The 17109-nt window shown below is 62.8% G+C and carries 19 protein-coding genes; 15 read left to right on the top strand and 4 right to left on the bottom strand.

Annotated elements, in window-relative coordinates:
- Window positions 1-182: 182 nt before the first annotated feature.
- On the bottom strand, window positions 183-530 hold the full coding sequence (locus ACWKY3_RS05845) for a hypothetical protein (protein WP_449315488.1): 348 nt from the start codon (window positions 528-530) through the stop codon (window positions 183-185).
- 9 nt (window positions 531-539) lie between these two features.
- The gene (locus ACWKY3_RS05840) at window positions 540-1319 is read right to left on the bottom strand and encodes an SDR family oxidoreductase (protein WP_449315487.1); all 780 of its coding nucleotides are present in this window, start codon (window positions 1317-1319) and stop codon (window positions 540-542) included.
- A gap of 1215 nt (window positions 1320-2534) precedes the next feature.
- Here ACWKY3_RS05840 and ACWKY3_RS05835 point away from each other — a divergent pair.
- The 6 genes from ACWKY3_RS05835 (at window position 2535) to ACWKY3_RS05810 (ending at window position 7645) form a co-directional block, all read left to right on the top strand.
- Complete coding sequence (locus ACWKY3_RS05835) at window positions 2535-3326, top strand: lantibiotic protection ABC transporter ATP-binding protein (RefSeq protein WP_449315486.1); 792 nt, start codon at window positions 2535-2537, stop codon at window positions 3324-3326.
- Window positions 3323-4150 (top strand): hypothetical protein, encoded by an 828-nt coding sequence (locus ACWKY3_RS05830; protein ID WP_449315485.1) that lies wholly within the window; start codon window positions 3323-3325, stop codon window positions 4148-4150. Before ACWKY3_RS05835 ends, ACWKY3_RS05830 begins: the two co-directional genes overlap by 4 nt.
- Window positions 4147-4971: a lantibiotic ABC transporter permease gene (locus ACWKY3_RS05825; protein ID WP_449315484.1), complete on the top strand. Its 825-nt coding sequence runs from the start codon at window positions 4147-4149 to the stop codon at window positions 4969-4971. The genes ACWKY3_RS05830 and ACWKY3_RS05825 overlap by 4 nt, the downstream gene beginning before the upstream one ends.
- Before the next feature lie 83 nt (window positions 4972-5054).
- Window positions 5055-5471 (top strand): hypothetical protein, encoded by a 417-nt coding sequence (locus tag ACWKY3_RS05820; RefSeq protein ID WP_449315483.1) that lies wholly within the window; start codon window positions 5055-5057, stop codon window positions 5469-5471.
- A gap of 39 nt (window positions 5472-5510) precedes the next feature.
- Window positions 5511-6173: a response regulator transcription factor gene (locus tag ACWKY3_RS05815; RefSeq protein WP_449315482.1), complete on the top strand. Its 663-nt coding sequence runs from the start codon at window positions 5511-5513 to the stop codon at window positions 6171-6173.
- Window positions 6161-7645, top strand: a complete 1485-nt coding sequence (locus ACWKY3_RS05810; protein ID WP_449315481.1) for a sensor histidine kinase — start codon at window positions 6161-6163, stop codon at window positions 7643-7645. The genes ACWKY3_RS05815 and ACWKY3_RS05810 overlap by 13 nt, the downstream gene beginning before the upstream one ends.
- Window positions 7646-7731: 86 nt before the next feature.
- Here the strand turns inward: ACWKY3_RS05810 and ACWKY3_RS05805 are convergent, their stop codons facing one another.
- Window positions 7732-8163 carry a hypothetical protein gene (locus tag ACWKY3_RS05805; RefSeq protein WP_449315480.1) on the bottom strand — a complete coding sequence of 144 codons (432 nt, stop codon included), beginning with the start codon at window positions 8161-8163 and terminating at the stop codon, window positions 7732-7734.
- Between the two features lie 16 nt (window positions 8164-8179).
- Window positions 8180-8617 carry a LytTR family DNA-binding domain-containing protein gene (locus ACWKY3_RS05800; RefSeq protein ID WP_449315479.1) on the bottom strand — a complete coding sequence of 146 codons (438 nt, stop codon included), beginning with the start codon at window positions 8615-8617 and terminating at the stop codon, window positions 8180-8182.
- Window positions 8618-8837: 220 nt separating this feature from the next.
- On the opposite strand from ACWKY3_RS05800, the gene ACWKY3_RS05795 reads away from it, so the two are divergent.
- From ACWKY3_RS05795 to nrfD (ACWKY3_RS05755), 9 genes are all read left to right on the top strand, one after another.
- The gene (locus ACWKY3_RS05795) at window positions 8838-9107 is read left to right on the top strand and encodes a hypothetical protein (protein ID WP_449315478.1); all 270 of its coding nucleotides are present in this window, start codon (window positions 8838-8840) and stop codon (window positions 9105-9107) included.
- Window positions 9104-9397 carry a hypothetical protein gene (locus tag ACWKY3_RS05790; protein ID WP_449315477.1) on the top strand — a complete coding sequence of 98 codons (294 nt, stop codon included), beginning with the start codon at window positions 9104-9106 and terminating at the stop codon, window positions 9395-9397. The genes ACWKY3_RS05795 and ACWKY3_RS05790 overlap by 4 nt, the downstream gene beginning before the upstream one ends.
- A 127-nt stretch (window positions 9398-9524) precedes the next feature.
- Complete coding sequence (locus tag ACWKY3_RS05785) at window positions 9525-9863, top strand: nucleotidyltransferase family protein (RefSeq protein ID WP_449315476.1); 339 nt, start codon at window positions 9525-9527, stop codon at window positions 9861-9863.
- A gap of 241 nt (window positions 9864-10104) precedes the next feature.
- A complete protein-coding gene (nrfD, locus tag ACWKY3_RS05780) occupies window positions 10105-11025 on the top strand; it encodes an NrfD/PsrC family molybdoenzyme membrane anchor subunit (protein ID WP_449315475.1) in 921 nt (306 codons plus the stop codon).
- Between the two features lie 4 nt (window positions 11026-11029).
- The gene (locus ACWKY3_RS05775) at window positions 11030-11482 is read left to right on the top strand and encodes a GntR family transcriptional regulator (RefSeq protein ID WP_449315474.1); all 453 of its coding nucleotides are present in this window, start codon (window positions 11030-11032) and stop codon (window positions 11480-11482) included.
- Complete coding sequence (locus ACWKY3_RS05770; protein WP_449315473.1) at window positions 11469-12446, top strand: slipin family protein; 978 nt, start codon at window positions 11469-11471, stop codon at window positions 12444-12446. Before ACWKY3_RS05775 ends, ACWKY3_RS05770 begins: the two co-directional genes overlap by 14 nt.
- A 312-nt stretch (window positions 12447-12758) precedes the next feature.
- Complete coding sequence (locus ACWKY3_RS05765; protein ID WP_449315472.1) at window positions 12759-15176, top strand: molybdopterin-containing oxidoreductase family protein; 2418 nt, start codon at window positions 12759-12761, stop codon at window positions 15174-15176.
- A gap of 5 nt (window positions 15177-15181) precedes the next feature.
- The gene (locus tag ACWKY3_RS05760; protein ID WP_449315489.1) at window positions 15182-15805 is read left to right on the top strand and encodes a 4Fe-4S dicluster domain-containing protein; all 624 of its coding nucleotides are present in this window, start codon (window positions 15182-15184) and stop codon (window positions 15803-15805) included.
- A gap of 18 nt (window positions 15806-15823) precedes the next feature.
- Window positions 15824-17050, top strand: coding sequence for an NrfD/PsrC family molybdoenzyme membrane anchor subunit (gene nrfD, locus ACWKY3_RS05755; RefSeq protein WP_449315471.1), 1227 nt, complete (start codon window positions 15824-15826; stop codon window positions 17048-17050).
- Window positions 17051-17109: the final 59 nt, after the last annotated feature.

Here is a 17109-nt window from a genome sequence, read left to right as displayed (position 1 = left end):
CGCCCTTCGGTCCGAGTTCATCCGAAGGGCGCGCTCGTTCACAATACGGCAGGGCGGCCTGCGCAGCATCCCGATCCCCCCGCTGTTACCGAACGGTCACAATGGGCGAAGCCTTGCCGGGAAAGGCGGCAAAGGGACGTCGGCCCTCGCCCCCTTCCCCTCGTCTGAGCTCCGAGCTTCTCTTACGCCGGGCGTATCACCAATTCCTGGATGAGGCTGTCGTCCAGGTTGCATGCGCCGTCGGTGCAGTTCTCTATCTGGGCGAGCGCGTGGATGAGCGTGCCGTGGTAGTCGGCGTAGAAGTTCACCGTGCGCTCGTTCACCACGCGCGGATCATGCATGGAAAAGCCGCCGAACATGAACCTGTTATGGTAGAACATCTCGATGGCGTTGCGTCCGTGCAGAAACGAGTTGGGGCGTTTGACCTGGGACGGGCAGTAATCCACAAGGCGGCACTCCTCGGCGAAGCACGCCGCCAGCGCTCTGTGGTCCATGTCCTGCATCGCCGCGACGAAATCGTTGATGACCATGACTGCCTCCTAGTACACTTTCTCGGAATTGAGCAGGGCGTCCGTGCCTCCGTCCACGAACAGCACCACGCCGTTGATACCGCACGCCTCCGGGCTGGCGATGAAGGCCATGGCGTTGGCCACTTCGATGGGTTCCATGAGCGGCTCCTCGCCGAAGTGCGTCGGCACGGGAATGGCCTCCATGGCGGCGCGCTGTTCGGGCAGCATGCCCGCGGTCATGGCGGTGCGCACGTTGCCGGGCGCGACCGCGTTGAGGCGCACGCCGCGCGATCCCCACTCGGGGCTCATGCGGCGCACCCAGCGGGCAAGGGCGTACTTCGTGGACGCGTAGTACACGTGCCCGACGGCTGGATCGACGTCCTTCACCAGCTCGAGGATGCGGTCCTCGTCGGCCTGGTTGTTCAGCATGCCGGCCACGTCCATGCGGGCCGCGCCCTGCGCGATGGAGTTCGACGAGGTGACCGTGCAGCTGCCGCCCTTCTTCTCCAAAAGGTCGAAGACACCGCGCGCCATCTCGGTGGCTCCAAAGTAGTTGAGCGAGATGATGAGCGATATGGGGACCTTGCCGCCCGACACGCCCGCGTTGCAGATCATGGCGTCGATGCCGTCGGGGTAGCGCTCGTGCAGCTCGGCCAGGGCGCCGGCGCGACCTTCCTTCGTGGCGAGGTTGGCGGTGATGTCGCCGCCGTTCAAGTCGATGTTCACCACCTCGTGGCCGCGTTCGCGCAGAACCTCGGCCGTTTTGGCGCCGATGCCGCTCGACGCTCCCGTGATGACGTAGATGCCCATGGGCCTTCCTTTCGCGAGGATGAAACGCCTGGACGCCACCGATAAGGCGGCGCGTTCGAACCCCATGCTAGCACGCGAGCGGCGCCCTTCCGCGTCGGGTGGACGAGCGGCGCCCTGCGGCGCCGAGGTGGCCTTGGGGCGTCGGCGAAGGGCGTCGGCTACCTCTTCTGCGCTTCTTGCGAATTCGGGCGCGAAGGGCCATGAGGGCCGCTCCCTTGCCTTTTCCGTGCGAACCTGGGCGCGAAGGGCCGTACGGACCGTCTCTTTCTTGCGTGTCCGGGCGTATCTGAATATATACGTGAAAGAGTTCTGGACAAAATGAGCTTTGATCCACATGGTTTCGTCTCGGATCGGGCCGATTCTAGCCTCTTGTGAAAGCTCGCACGAAAAAGTCTTTCGTTTCCCCTGGTAAATCGCTTACGGTTTTGATTGTTCTCGCGTGAGGATGTGGATCGGGGGCCATTTTGTCCAGCAGCTCTTTTGCGCTCTGTTAAACCAACGTTGACACGAACCGGTGTTTGCCGAATCTCGGGCCGGGCCTTCCCTGGTCGGGCGCCGGGCAAGGCCCTTTCCGCCTGACGGGTAGGGTTTTGCTCGGCGAACCGGCCTGGCCTATGTCAACGCTGGTTTAACAGAGAGCTCTTTTGCGCTCTGCCAAACCGCTGCCGACGCGGGTCGCGCTTGCCGAGCCTCCCCTGATCGGGTGCTCTGGAAGGCTTCCGCCTGATGGGCGGGCCTTGAATGGCGAACCGATTTGACCCATGTCGGCGGCATCGTCTAACAGAGGGCTCTTTCCTTTCCGCTAAACCGGGAACGGCGTGCTGATCCGGAGGGACCTTGAGCGTTAATCCGGACGGGAATGGCGCGGCCTGGAAAGTCGGTCCGGACGGGAATGGCGCGGCCCGGAGAGCCGGCTTCGGCGAATTTGGAGAGGCTCGGAAAGCCGGCCTGGGTGGGCTTGGCATGCCGCTCCCGATGCGGTCAATGCCCCAAGACCGGTTTGGCATCGGAGGTTCTCTCGCTCCCGCGCCTTCGTCCTCCGTTTTGGTGCTTCCTCGCCCATTTCGTCAATCCAATCTCGTGCCCTTCGAATAGATGCGGTTTGTCGATTTCCTGCATCCCCTCCGCTCCCTCCCTTGCTTCGCGCGTCTTTAGAAACTTTTAAGAATCGATTCGTATCGTGAGGGGAGGAAACGAAGGAAAGGAGCTTCGGCAATGCGCTATCTGCTGGAAACAAAGGGGCTGACCAAGCGCTTCGGTCGTGGCGAGCGGGCGCAGACCGCTGTTTTGGACGTGTCGCTGCATGTGCCCGAGGGCGCGGTTTACGGGCTTTTGGGCCCCAACGGCGCCGGCAAGTCCACCATGCTCAAGATGGTGACGGGCATGCTGCAACCCTCTGGCGGCGAGATGCTCTTCGAAGGGGAGCCGTGGCGGCGCGAGCATCTCTACCGCATCGGGTCGCTCGTTGAAACCCCGCCCCTGTACCCCAACCTCACGGCGCGCGAGAATCTGCGCGTGCGCACGACGCTCCTCGGCATTCCCGAGGAGCGCATCGGGGAGGTGCTTGAGACGGTGGATTTGACGAACACGGGAAGGAAGAGGGCAGGGCAGTTCTCGCTGGGCATGAAGCAGCGCCTCGGCATCGCGCTTGCGCTGCTTGCGCGTCCGCGCCTGCTCGTTTTGGACGAGCCGACCAACGGGCTGGATCCTATCGGCATCGAGGAGCTGCGCGGGCTTGTGCGGTCGCTGCCCGGGCAGGGGGTCACGGTGGTCGTGTCGAGCCATGTCCTGACCGAGGTGGCGCACACGGCCGACCTGGTGGGCATCATCGTGGAGGGGCGGCTTGCCCACGAGGGGCGCATCGATGCCGGATGCGATTTGGAGGCCCTGTTCATGGACGTGTGCCGGAAGACGGCGGGGAAGACGGCGGATGCGGGGCGCGCATCATGGGAGCGTCGCGCGGCAGCCGAGGGGCGCGCGTCGCGGGAGAAAGGGGGTGTGCGATGAGTTCTCAGGTTGCGCAAGGTGCACCGCGCGCGAACGCCCGGGAGCGGTCCTGTCGCCCGCGGTGCGGCGGGGCGTTCTCGTGCGCTTTCCAGGGCGAGGCCCTGAAGGGCCGGCGCGCCGCCCCGCGCAAGATCGCGCTCATCGCCCCGCTGCCGTTTTGCGCCCTGGGCATGTCGGCGGGCGGCATGGGGGGCGGGGGAGCCGTCGGGGCGTTTTCCACTTACGGATGGAACTGGTGGTGCGCGCTCATGCTTCCCATCGCGGCGGCGCTCATGGCTGCGTCGGTGGCCAACATCGACGCTCGCCAGGGCCTGAGGCCCGTCCTGGGGCTGCCGCTGCCGCCGGCGGCTACGTGGTGGGCGAAGGCGGCCTACGCGCTTTCCCTCGTCTTCGCGGCGAACTTGGTGGTGTTTGCGGCCAACGTCGTGGTTGTGGCGGCGGGAGGCGGCGCACCCACCGTGCTTGCGGGCCTGGCGACTGCGGTCATGGTGACGGTGGCGTCCTCGTGGATGGTTCCCGCCGTTTTGTTCCTCACGATGCGCTTCGGCACGCTGGCGGGCATCGTCGTTCCCGTGCTGGTGCAGATCACGGTGGGTATCGTGATGGGATGGAGCGACGTGTGGTTCCTGTTTCCCATGGCCTCTGCGCTGTGCGCTCCCGCGCCGTTCACGGGCGTGGCGCCCTCGGGCGTCCCGCTCGCTTCGGGGGATGCGCTCGGCATGCTGGGTTGGCAGACGGCTGCGGGGTTGGGCGTTTCGGCGGCGCTGTTCGCGCTGCTGGCGGTTCTGGGGGCGCGGTGGTTTTCGGGGAGGGAGGTCCGATGACGGCCGGCATGACGCTTCGGCGCGCCCTGCGCTCCGAGGCCGTGCGCCTGCGCCGCAGCGCGCTCGTGCCGCTGCATCTGGCGCTGGCGGCGGGGTTGGGCGTGGCGGCGGGGCTGTACTTCTCCTACGCCGCCTGGGACAGCCTGCTGGGCGCCGACGCGTTCTTTCAGCTTGTGGGCGCGGGCGCGCCTTTGCTCGCCGGCATCTCCTGCGGGCTTGCCGCGGACGCCGAGCGCGAGGCGGGCGGTTTCGCGAACGTGCTGGGGGCGCCCTCGCGCCGGGTGGCGCTTGCTGCGAAGGGGATCGTCCTGTTCACACTCGGGGTTGGCGCGGCCCTGGTGGCGGCCGGGCTGTTCCTTGCCCTGGTGGCCGGGGCGGGCAGGACCGTGCCCGCGCTGCCTTGGTGCGCGGGTGCCACAGGAGGACTTGCGCTGGGCGGCGCGGCTTTGTACGCGGGGTTTCTGTGGGTGGCGATGCGCTTTGGGCGCAATGCCTCTGTCGGGCTGGGGGCGCTGGGTCTGATCGTTGCCATGGCCTCTTTGGGAGGTTTGGCGAACGGCCTGGTCACCGGCACGCTGAGCGGATCGTTCGGCGCAAAGGCGGCGTTCGTTTTGCCCGTTTGCTGGCCGTCGCGCTTGGCGTCGATCGCCATCGAGCTTGGGATCTGCGGGCCGCTTGGCGCTGACGCCCAGACGACGGCGGCCCTGACGGGGGCTCTTGGGCGCTTCGCCGTCGTGAGCGCGGTGGGGGCGGGTGTGCTTTCGGCGGTGCTTCTCGTACGGGCGAACCGCTTCGAGGATCGCCGGCATGCGGCGGAGTGACGGATGGAAGCGCGATGCGCGCGCCGACGGCCCCGATGCGGACGGGGCGCGGCAGGGTTTCGAATGGAGGCAAGGAGCAGAACATGAACGGAAAGCTGAAGGTTGTCGGGGCGGTTTTCGCGGTTGCGGCCGCAATCGCGGTCTGCGGCGCGGTCTTGGTCTCGTTGATGTTTCCCGCGGGCATGATCCCGTATCTCGCGGACAAGTACAATCCCCTTTCGCAGGAAAGGACCGTGTACGCGCGGCTGCCCGACGCGGAGGGCTACGTCGAATCGTGGGATGACGCCTCGGGGCTGTATCGGGACTACTTGTACCTGGTGGACGCCTCCGACTCCCAGGGCGCGCGGGCTCAGGTGCGCGTGATAACGTTTGGAAGCCGGCTTGGCGACGACGGGCCGGACGGCGCGTGGATCGAGGTTCGCGCGAGGGGCTCGGCGTCTTTGGGGTATGGATACGTTTCGGAGGCGGAGGTTCCCGAAGCGGCGCGGCGCGTGCTATGATCGGGCGCCGGGCCGCACGAAAAGGAAGGGAGGACGCACGTGGCGCGCATACTGGTCGTCGATGACGAGAAGGCCATCGTGGACACGCTCGTGCGCGTGCTCGAGCGCGACGGCCACACGGTTGTGGGCACCACCGATCCTGCAGGCGTTCCCGACAGGGACCTTTCGCGGTTCGACCTCATGCTGGTGGACGTGATGATGCCCGGCCTCGACGGGCTTTCCCTCGTGCGACGCATCCGCGACCGAGCGGACTGCCCCATCCTGTTCCTGACGGCCAAAACCGAGGAGGGCGACGCCGTGGCGGGGTTGGCGGCGGGTGCCGACGACTACATCCGCAAGCCGTGCGGGGCGGTGGAGCTGCGCGCGAAGGTGGCGGCCCACCTGCGGCGCGAGGTGCGCGAACGGCACAGCTCGCTCGATTTCGGCTCCGTGCGCATCGACCTGGCCGCCAAGGAGGCGACGGTGGGCGGCTTGCCCGTGCGCCTCACGCCCACCGAATACGCCATCTGCGAGCACCTTGCGCGCCGGCGCGGCCAGGTGTTTTCCAAGGAGGCGCTTGTGGAGGAGGTTCTGGGGTGGGGCAGCGCGTCCGGGCCCGAGACCATCACCGCGCACGTGCACGGCATCCGTTCCAAGTTCAAGGCCCACGGGGTGGATCCCGTGGGAACCGTGTGGGGCATGGGGTATAAATGGGAGCTGTAGGAAGGACGCGTCCGGACCGGCGGCGCGGACCGGCGGCGGGAAGCTCCGATGCCGTGCGCGGGAAGGGCCTGCCCCTTTCGCTCACGGTGGCGCGCTACTTCGTGTACGTGCTGGTTTCCATGGCGCTGATAGCGGCCGCCTGGTTCGGAGCGTTCGTGGTCTTGGGAAACAGCGGCGTCGTCTACTTTGCCAGCTACGCCGAGCAGAACGCGCCGGAGGCTGTCCGGATGCTGGAGGAGGGGCGGCTCGACCCCGCCGACCTCCCCGCATGCTACCGCTGGGCCGTGTTCAACGATGCGGGCGACGTGATGGCCTCCGACCTGGGCAACGGCGAGACGGCGGAGGCGTGGCGGACGCTGCGTGAGGGCGCGTCGGTGGTGCGCTACGACGGGGCGGCCGGCGCCGTGCGGCAGGTGAGCGCCGCGCTTCCGGACGGGCTCACGTGCGTTCTGCAGTACGACTATCTGCCGGATTTCGTCTCCAAAGAACTGCGCGACGCGCTGCCGGATCCCCAGGCAATCATGACCGTTGCGCTCATTGCGTCGCTTGTGGCCGCCGTGGCGCTCATCGCCGTGCGCGCGGCGCGTGTGATCTCGGCGAAGATGCGCCCGCTCTCGGAGGCTGCGGAGCGCATCGGGCGGCAGGACCTGGACTTCTCGGTGGGATCCACCGATGTTCGGGAGGTGAACGAGGTGCTCGGTGGCATGGAGCGCATGCGTGCCGCCCTGGCGGAGTCGCTGCGCGAGGGCTGGGCCGCCGACGAGGCGCGCCGGCGGGAGGTGGCCGCCCTTGCGCACGACCTCAAGACGCCGCTGGCCGTTGCACGGTGGAACGCCGAGCTTCTGGCCGAGGGTCCGCTCGACGCGGCTCAGGCCGAGAGCGCGGCCCAGGTGGCCGAGAGCGTGGATCGCATGGAGGGCTACGTGCGGCTGCTCGTGGAGGCGTCGCAGGCGTGCGCTGCGGGGAATGCGTCGGGGACGGTGGACGCGGCGGCGCTGTCCGCGCAGGTGGAGCGGCAGGCACGCCAACTCTGCGCGGCCGCCGGGTGCAGCCTTGCCTTTGAGGGCGCGTCTGCGGGCTTGCTTGCCGGGAACGGGCCGCAGCTGGTCCGCGCCATCATGAACCTGGTGTCCAACGCCGCAGAGCACGCGCCTGCGGGCTCTGCGGTAAGGGTGCGGCTGCACGTGTCGGGCGGCGATGCGACGGACGGCGATGCATCGGACGGCGTGCTGCGGGTGGAGGTGGCCGACGAGGGCCCGGGGTTCTCCGAGGCCGCCCTCGTGCACGGCGCGGAGCGCTTCTTCACCGGCTCGCCCGACCGCAACGCGGAAAGCGGCCACTTCGGTCTGGGGCTTTCCATCGCAAGCGACGTCGCGGCGGCCCATGGCGGCACGCTGAGCCTTGCAAACGGCCGCGAGGGCGGCGCCCGCTGCGTCATCGAGCTTCCCCTGGCCGAATCCGGGCCCGAGTGAGGCCGGGGCGCTCGCCTTCCCGCCCCTCTCGCCCTCCCGCCTCGCTCGGCCTTGCGGCCCGTTCCCGGCGTTTTACCCGGGTGCGCCTACTTCCGCATCTGACGGTAGCGGGCAAGGGCTTCGTCGTAGCTGCCGACGGTCTTTTTGAAGTACGCGGTGTAGCCGATGGTCGCAATCGCCAGGGCAACCAGGTAGATGGCTGCAAAGCACACCCATGCCCCCATGCCCACCTCGGCCGGAATCCATTGGCCGAGCCATGCGCACAGCGCAAGCACCGGCAGGCAGCAAACTCCAAACCCGGCGATCCTTGCAGGGTACGAGAGTTGTTTGAGCAGAGCATCGGTGAACCAGGCTGTTTGCAGCACCGTTATGCCGATGGCGGCTGCGTACAAACTGGCGGCAAGGTTGAGCCCGTGGCTTGGGCCTGCAAAAGCGTAGCCCATGACCAAAAAGCACGCCATGAGAATGGCGAACATGACGCAGGCGGCGTTGGCGGTTTTCAGGATGAGGCGTTTCATGTTGACCCCCTCTTCTTTACAATCCGAGTTTGCGTTTGATGTCGGGAGCGTACTGACGGGAGGCGATAGCCGCCTCTCCGTTGTCGAGCAGCAGCTGCAATCGCGCGCCGGGGACGGGGCGAATGCCGCGGACGTGGTCGAAGTTCACGAGCATCTGCCTTGATGCGCGCACGAATTCGGTGCCGGAAAGTCGGTCCTCTGCCTCGTAAAGGCGCAGCGGCGTTTCAAGGACGGCGTTGGCGGTGTAGAGAAATGTCGCGCCGTCCACCGTTTCGATGTAGAGCACATCGTCCAAGGGCACGCGGTAGGTTGTTCCGTCGTGCGAGCCAACGAGCTGGTGGTCAAGCGCGCTCAGGCTGGCGACGATGCGTTGCGCGCGTTCGTCGATTCGTGGGCATGCCACGCTTACTTCAATGTCGTCGAGATGGGGATTCTCGGTGATGGTTACGTTCACGGCGGGGCCTTTGCGTTTCGAGGTTGGCATCACAAGGCTGGGCCGGCCAGCAGCGCCAGTATGCCCGAGTTTTCCGCGTTCGCGCAAGGTCGCGCGTTCCCACCTGCACCCAGAAGCGCCTCAGTTGCACGGAGGCTTGGGTGTGAGGACTGAGAGATGTGGCTCGAAAATGGCATACAGTAGTGGTATTATGCATTTGGTAATACCAAGGAGGTGGCAAATGGACGAGCCGGAGATTCACCCCAACGCTCTCAAGCACCTCAGCAGAGACGAGGTCTTGCAAGCATGGAATTCGGTGGTGAAAAGCATCAGGCGGGAAAGTGATGATGAACCGCCCCGTTGGCTTTCGGTAGGCTGGTTGAACAACGGCACCGACGTTGAGCTGATATACGTTGAGACGATGTTCGGGTGGCTCATAATTCACGCAAAAGCACCGGCCGAGAAAAAATTCAAAGACGAGATTGAGCGCACGGAAAGGAGAGCGAGATGAGCAAAGCGAGTGGATATATAGCAGCAAATGGACAAGAAATCACAGAGGCTATGATTGACCGCTGGTGTGATGCGTACGAGCGCGGCGAATTTCCGGAAGGCGAACACACGGTTGGCGATGTCGTTCATGGCAAGCCGCAGCGCTCAATCGAAAAAACGACCGTTCTAACTCTGAAAATTCCTATTGGAATGAAAGCAGCCATTAATCGCAAAGCGAAGCAGCAGGGCATCAGTGTGAGCGAGTATGCAAGGCGGGCAATTGCCGATGAGCTTCTGGCTGAAACGCGCTAGGTGCAGCTTGGCAGCGCCCGCGCAGGAAGTTGGACAGCTCTGTTAGCTGGCAAAGAAGGCCGCTGGGTTCCCGGCGGCCTTCTTCTATATTGACGTTGATCTGCGATTGGTCTGTGAGGTATCGTGCGTGCTTCAAATTGTGCCGTGGTGGTATACTTTAGTTATGCAACTTACCGCACAGGACATAGCGAAGATTGTTGAGCGGGTGCTGGTTGACTACGATGTTGAAAAAGCGTACCTGTTCGGCTCATTTGCGCGCGGGGAAAGCGATGAGTCGAGCGACGTTGATCTGCGATTGGTCTGTGGCTCCAGCATTACTTTCGGACTTTTGCACGACATGGTCGAACGCCTTGAAGTTGAGTTGGGTCGCAGGGTGGAGATTGTGACAAACCCTCCCGAGCGCATGCTCCCCGCATTTCGCAAACGTATCGAAAAAGATGAGGTGCTGCTCTATGAAGCCGCATGAGCGCGACCTCGCTGGAGCAATACAAGCTGGATGGGTAGCTTTCTGTTTTGCGAGGGAGATTTAACGCAATCAGTTCTTCAATGGGAGGACTTTCAAGTGCCGAGGGGTGCTCTGGCATTCTTTATGATGGAGTTTCCTTTGGATTCCCTTCTTTGCCATTTCGGTTGCATCGCCTAGAATGGCGGTGACGTTGCGTGGGGCGGCGTGTGGGACAAGGGGTTGCGGGCGAAGAGGGCGTGGCATGCTGGAAGATTTGACGGTGTGGTATCTGTTTTTGGGCGGGGCGGGCGCGGGGTGCCTGCTTGTTGCCGCCGTGCTCGAATGCCTCTCACCGCATGCGATTGCTGCCAACGGCGGGCGCCGCATCCCGAAAGGGCCGTACCGTTCGTTTTTTGCCCCTGCTTACGTGGCGGGCCTTGCTGCCGTTGCGGTCGGCGCGCTCTGTTTGCTGCTTGACCTCGGCCGTGGCGAGCGGGCGCTCTCGCTCGTCTTTCAACCGACGCTTTCTTTTATATCGGTGGGCGTGTTTTTGCTGATTGCGCTTATGGTGCTTGCTGCTGCGCCTGCGGCCCTCTGGGCTTTTGGGCGTACCGGCCTGCCTGAGCCGCTTGCGCTTGCCACCCGCGTTCTGCTCGCTCTTGCGGCCTTCTCGGTTATGACGTACACGGGGTTGTTCCTTTCCGGCATGCCGTCAGTGCCGCTGTGGAACACCCCTCTGCTGCCGGTCCTGTTCGTGACATCGGCTCTTTCGTCGGGCATTGCGTTGTTGGTGTGCGTTGTTTTCCTGACCGGTTCCAGCGAGCGGTTTGCGTCTGCGGCAAACCGTTTGCGCGCAGCCGACGCAGTTGTCATTGTGTGCGAGGTTATCCTGCTTGCCCTGTTCGTGGGTGCGGCCTTCCTGAAGGGCGGCACTGCGCAGGCATCGGCAGAGCGCCTGGTGCAGGGCGATTTGTCCGCGCCCTTCCTCGGCCTGGTGGTGCTGCTTGGTCTGGTCGTTCCGTTTGCGTGCGAGGCGCTCGCCCGCAAAGTCTCCGAACGCGCCGTTGTCGCGGCGGCGGTGCTGGTGCTTGCGGGCGGCTTCTTTTTGCGCTGGTGCATCGTGGAAGCGGGCATGGCGGTGGACATCGCGGCATCCGTGATGCCAGCGCTTGGGATACAATAGGGCAGTGATCGGACGTTTCGAAGAGGGAGCGCGGCAAAGCAAGGTGAAGCAGGGCGATGTGACATGGTTCGAGGTCGACAAAGAAAGCGACCTGCCCATTTGGCTGCAGCTGCGCAACCGCATGGTCTATCTGATCACGACCGGATACTTCAAGCCCGGCGAGAAGCTGCCCACCGTGCGCGGTTTGGCGGCCGACATATCCATCAACTTCAACACGGTCAACAAAGCCTACATCAGCCTGGTGGATGAGGGCTACATTGACTCGAAGCCCGGTCGGGGGGCCATCGTGCGCGAGGTGGAGGCCGAAAAGAGCGAGAAATTCGAATCGGTCGATGTGCTCATAGAGGATTGCGTTGACGCGTGTTTGGCCATGGGGCTGTCATTCGACGACGTGAGCAAGCGCATCAAGAAGAAGATGCGCGAGATGGAAAGGGACAGAAGCGGTGGCAAGAGCTGATAGAAGGGGAAAGCGCGCAGGCGGCGAGGAAGAGCTTGCGGCAAAGCGAAGCTGTCATGGCGTGGTTGCGGAAACGCAGGTGCTCGAGACCGATCAAGTGGCTTCGAAGGCGGGTGCGCTCGTGTTCTCGATTGCGCTTTTCGCGGTTGCGTTCGGGCTGGTGCTGGGCCTGTGGTGGCTTGCGGTCGGCGCGTTCGACACGGTGAGCGTGGCAGTGGCTTTGGTGGTGGGGTGGCTGGCGGTGTCCACCGTGCATATCGCGCAGCAGTGGGAGCGGATCGTGGTGCTGCGCTTCGGCCGGTTCAACCGCGTGTCGGGCCCAGGGCTTGTGTTCACGCTGCCCATTGTGGAGTACTGCTCGCTCAGCGTGGACATGCGCACGCGGCCCGTGCCGTTCGGCGCCAAGGAAACGCTTACGGCCGACCTCATCCCGCTCGATGTGGACGCCGTGCTGTACTGGATGGTGTGGGACGCCGAAAAAGCGTGCATGGAGATCAGCAACTACAGCCTGGCCGTGCAGCTGGCGGCGCAGACGGCTCTGCGCGACGCCATCGGCCGCTCAAGCGTGGCCGAGATCACCATCCGGCGCAACCAGCTGGACAAAGAGCTTACCCAGGTGCTGGATGAGAAAACGTCGGAGTGGGGCATCACCGTGCTGTCGGTGGAGATTCGCGACATCGTGGTGCCCGAGGCCCTGCAGGAAGCCATGTCGCTTGAAGCCCAGGCCGAGCAGCGCAAGAAGGCTCGCATCATCCTCATGGAGGCCGAGCAGTCCATCTCCGAGATGGCGAAGGAAGTGGGGGAGGCCTACGACGACAACGACAGCGCCCTGGCCATCCGGCGCATGCACCTGATGTACGAAAGCGTTCGCGACACCGGCGGCACCGTGGTGGTGCCAAGCTCCTTCGCGGAGGGCTTCGGCGATGTGTTCCCCGATGACGTGGGGAAGATCCTGGGGAAGTGACGCAGGGCTGGTGCGGCGCGAGGGCCGATGCGCAACCGGGGCGCTGTCTGGCGCGTCCCTCAACATCTGTCCGATTTCCGACACTAGGGCCGCCTAATATATTCTAAAAATAGAATAATTTCTTGTAAAGTTGTCCTAGGATAAGTGTTGAATATCCTAGGACAACTTGATATTGTACGGTCAAGGGGATTTGGCCAATTCCTTCAGAGCGAGACGAGGGGCGTCTCTGATTTCTCTAACGTGCACGGCGCGTCGCGCCAGACATCGGGGAGGGTCGGAGTCGTACCGACGGAATCCGAAGGAGGAGAAACGATGGGAACGAACGGTTCTCAAGCTGCGTTTACCCGCAGGAGTTTTCTCAAAACGACAGGAGCGACAGCAGCGACGGCGATGATTGCGGGGACCACGGCTTCGACGCTGACCGGTGTCGCATCGGCTCAAGCGGAAAGCGAGGGATCGGAGGAGAGGGTATGCACTTGCGTATGCACAGGTAACTGTGGTGGCTCCTGCGCCATGCAGGTGCATGTGCGGGACGGCAAGGCGGTCGACATCACGCCGCAGCCGTATCCTGATCCCGATCTCGAGCAAGTGTGCCAGCGCGGTCTTGCCCATATCCAGAGGATATACGATCCTCGCCGGTTGAAGTACCCCATGCGCCGCGTGGGAGAGCGCGGGTCGGGCGAATGGGAGCGCATCTCATGGGATGAAGCCATCGACGAGATCTGCGAAAAATGGAAAGGGTACCAAAAGGAGTTCGGGGATAGAAGCATCGTGTTTTTCCCCGGAAGCGGAAACCTACGTGCCGATGCAAGCGGCACGGGATACGCCAATAGGCTCATCAACTACATGGGCGCATGCTTCATGAACAACGGTTATGACAATAACGCCATGTTCACGATTGGCGCGATGATGGGCAACGACCTTTGTTTCCTAGGTAACGATTGGCGTGACTTGCGCAATGCGAACAACATTTTCATCTGGGGTACGAACATCACGGAGTCGGCCGGAGTGCGTTGGCATTGGCTGAAAGATGCCATGGAAGCGGGAGCGCACACTGTGGTGATAGATCCGAATTTCACCACGGTAGCCGGCAAGGCCGACGAGTACGTGTCCGTGAGGCCGGGAAGCGACGGCCTGCTCGCCATCGCCATGATGCAGATCATCGTAGACGAGGGCTTGGTCGACTTCGAGACGCTTGTTTCCGCTACCTGCGCTCCGTATTTGGTCGGAGAAGATGGAAAGTATTTGCGCGTGGTTTCTGAGCAAAGTGAGAAAGGGGCGTCTTCGGGCGACATTTTGGTGATGGACTCTCTTGAAGGGGCGGTTCCGCTCAATCAAGCCTCTTCGCCGATGCTCGAGGGGACCTTTGAGGTCGATGGCGTGAGCGCGACCACGGCGTACAGCCTTCTTCTCGACCGAATCAAAGAGTGGGACATCTCCGATATCGTGGAGCGTTGCGGCATTTCCGAAGAGAAAATACGGGAGCTCGCCCTTCGGTACGCCGACGGTCCGACAACCATCATGACTGGATACGGGCCTGATCATTACGTCAATGGCATAACGTTCTATGCGAATATTTGCGCGCTCGCCATGGTGTCGGGGAATATCCAGAAGCCGGGAACGGGCATCTCGGGGGCCTCGATCGGCAGCTTGGGAGCGGTCGGGTCAAACGTCGCGGCAATCACCACGCCTGCCGACGCAAAGGGGATGTTCACCATCTATTCTCCGTACTTCCCCGAACTCATGGAAACCGGTTTGTATGGCGATCAGGAGATGGACGTCAAGAGCCTTTACCTGTGGGTGCATAATCCTTTGGGCAACCAGCCCGAACGACAAGCGTGGTTGAGAGCGTTCGAGAAGGTGGAGTTCATCGTTTTGGCCGATGTGTATATGACCGAGAGCGCCAAATACGCTGATATAGTGCTTCCCGTTCCCCATTACTTCGAAGTAGAGTCATTCCAAGGAGGCAACACCTACATACGTGTGAACGAAGCGGCGGTGGAGCCTCCTTATGAATGCAAAAGCGACTTCGACATCATCAATCTGTTGGGGCAAGGTATGGGTTTCAAAGACGAGTTCGGCATGAGTTTGAACGACTTCTGCACTGCCGCCTTCGAAAACGCTACAGCGAAAACTTACGGTCTCACGTGGGAGCGTGTCAAGCGGGAGAAGATGGTCAAGGCGTTTCCCGACGGATACTACGTTCATGGGCAGAACGGGTTCAAAACCACCACCGGCAAGGCCCAGTTCTATATCGAGAATGTGAAACCTCAACCCGATCTGGGCGGGGAGTGGGACCAAGCGAGAGAGGCGTTGCCGTATTGGGAGCCGCCTCGCGAGGCTTGGTATGAGAACGAACTGTTCAAGACATATCCTCTCGTGTTCACGACCGAGCGTGCGAAGTTCAAGGTGCATACTCAGTTCACGTACGTTCCCGAACTGCTTGAACTCGATCCGGAACCCTACGTGAAAATGAGCTCTCAGGATGCCTCTGATAGGGGAGTGTCGACGGGTGATGTGGTTCGCATTCACAATGATCGAGGGTATGTGGTGTGCAAGGCGGTCGTGAGCGCGGGAACACGGCCTGGCGTTGTTGTCATGGATCACGGATGGCAAGACGAGCAGTTCATCGAAGGGCACTACAACGACCTGTCCTCTGTTGCTTCCCACAAACGGTTCCCGAGCGGATGCTGGTTCGATGGTCTGGTCGAGATCGAGAAGATAGGTTAGGGGGCATCATGCGATACGGAATGGTTGTGGACACTTCTCGGTGCATTGGTTGTCATACGTGCGCCGTTGCATGCAGAAATTCCAACAACGTGCCGAACAGCATATGGTGGAACCGGGTGCTGACCGTAGGGGGTGACTGGATAGACACCGCTGCCGGCCAGTTCCCGAACAACGAGATTTCGTTTCTCACGCTTGCGTGCCAACATTGCGGAGATCCTGCCTGTACGAAGGTGTGTCCCGTCGGTGCTACATACAAAGACGAGGGGACGGGGATCGTTCATCAAGATTACGACAAGTGCATAGGATGCCGCATGTGCATGGCGGCATGCCCGTACACAGGCGTTCGGTCATTCAACTGGGAAGAGCCAGCTTACTCGGTTGATTTCCCCGTCGGCGACGCAGATGCCCGTCCGCATCAAAAGCATGTGGTCGAAAAGTGCACAATGTGCGATCAGAAGGTTACGCGGGGTGAAAAGCCTGCTTGTGTGGCAGTGTGTCCCGCTCGAGCGCGGTTCTGGGGGGATTTCGACGATCCCGACTCCGAGGTGTCGCAGCTCGTTCGCACTCGCGAGCATATGCGGATCCTTCCCGAGATGGGCACGGACCCCTCCGTCTACTACCTCGTCTAGGTTCTCAAGGAGGAAATTATGACTGAAAACACGAGGGCGGCATCGCCGTCTAAGGCTTCTGCTGCCAAATTCGGAGGTAGGGGACTCAATGTCGCCATTGCGGTGGCGGCTGCGGTCACCGTGGCGGGCATCGCTCTTTGGGGCATGCAGCTTGCCGGCGGCATGATGCAGACTGGCATGCGCAACCTGGATTCGTGGGGCTTGTACATCACCAGCTTCATGTTCTTCGTGGGTTTGTCTGCAGGCGGCCTCATCATCAGCTCGGTGCCCAAGGCCTTCGGCATGAAGGGCTTCGGTGGCATCTCCAAAGTGGCCGTGTGGACAAGCATCTGCTGCACGGTGCTTGCCATTGGCTTTGTGGTGGTGGACCTGGGCCAGCCGGTGCGTCTGTGGGAGCTGTTCGCGTACTCCAATTTGAGCAGCCCGCTCATGTGGGACATCATTGTGCTGTCCACCTACCTCATTCTGTCGATCGTGTATTTGTGGGCCACGCTGCGGGCTGAGGCGGGCAAGGTGTCGGCGACGGCGCTGCGCGTGATCAGCGTCATCGCGCTGGTGTGCGCGGTGCTCGTGCACTCGGTGACGGCGTGGATCTTTGGGTTGCAGCAGTCGCACGAGTTTTGGCACACCGCGCTTTTGGCCCCGTGGTTTGTGAGCTCGGCCCTCGTGTGCGGCGTGGCGCTGGTTTTGGTGGTGGTGATTGCGTTGCGTCGTGCGGGCTACATGCAGCTTGACCAGGAAAACGTGGTCAAAATGGCCAAGATGCTCGGCGCGTTTGTGTGCATTGACCTGTACTTTTTTGGCTGCGACCTTTTGACGAGCGCGTTTCCCGGCGGGGAGGGGGCCGAGGTTGCGGCCATGCTTGTCACCGGTCCGCTAGCACCCTTCTTCTGGACGGAGGTCGTCGGCTGCGCGCTTGCGGCGGTAGTGTGCTTCACGCCCCGGTTGCGTACGAGCGGGTTCATCGTGGCGGCGTCGCTTTTGGCCATTGCGGGCATCTTCTGCAAGCGCGTGCAGCTTCTGGTGGGCGGTTTCCAGCTGCCGAACCTTGATTATGCGGGCGCGCTGACGCAGCATGCGGTCACGGACGCGTCCGGCACGTTGGCGAACGCCTATCAAGGCATGGTGTACTGGCCAACGGCGCTGGAGTTCGGCGTGGCGCTGGGTATTGTGGGCTTGGGTGCGCTTCTGTTGTGCCTCGGGTTCAAGTACCTGCCGCTCAAGCCGGTCGAGGGTTCGCGCTAGGCGGTTTCGTAAAGGGCGTTCGGTGTAGTCGAGCGCCCTTTTTCTGTCAGCGGGCAGAG

The sequence above is a fragment of the Rubneribacter sp. genome (assembly GCF_965361815.1).
This window is presented reverse-complemented; position numbering and strand designations above follow the sequence as displayed.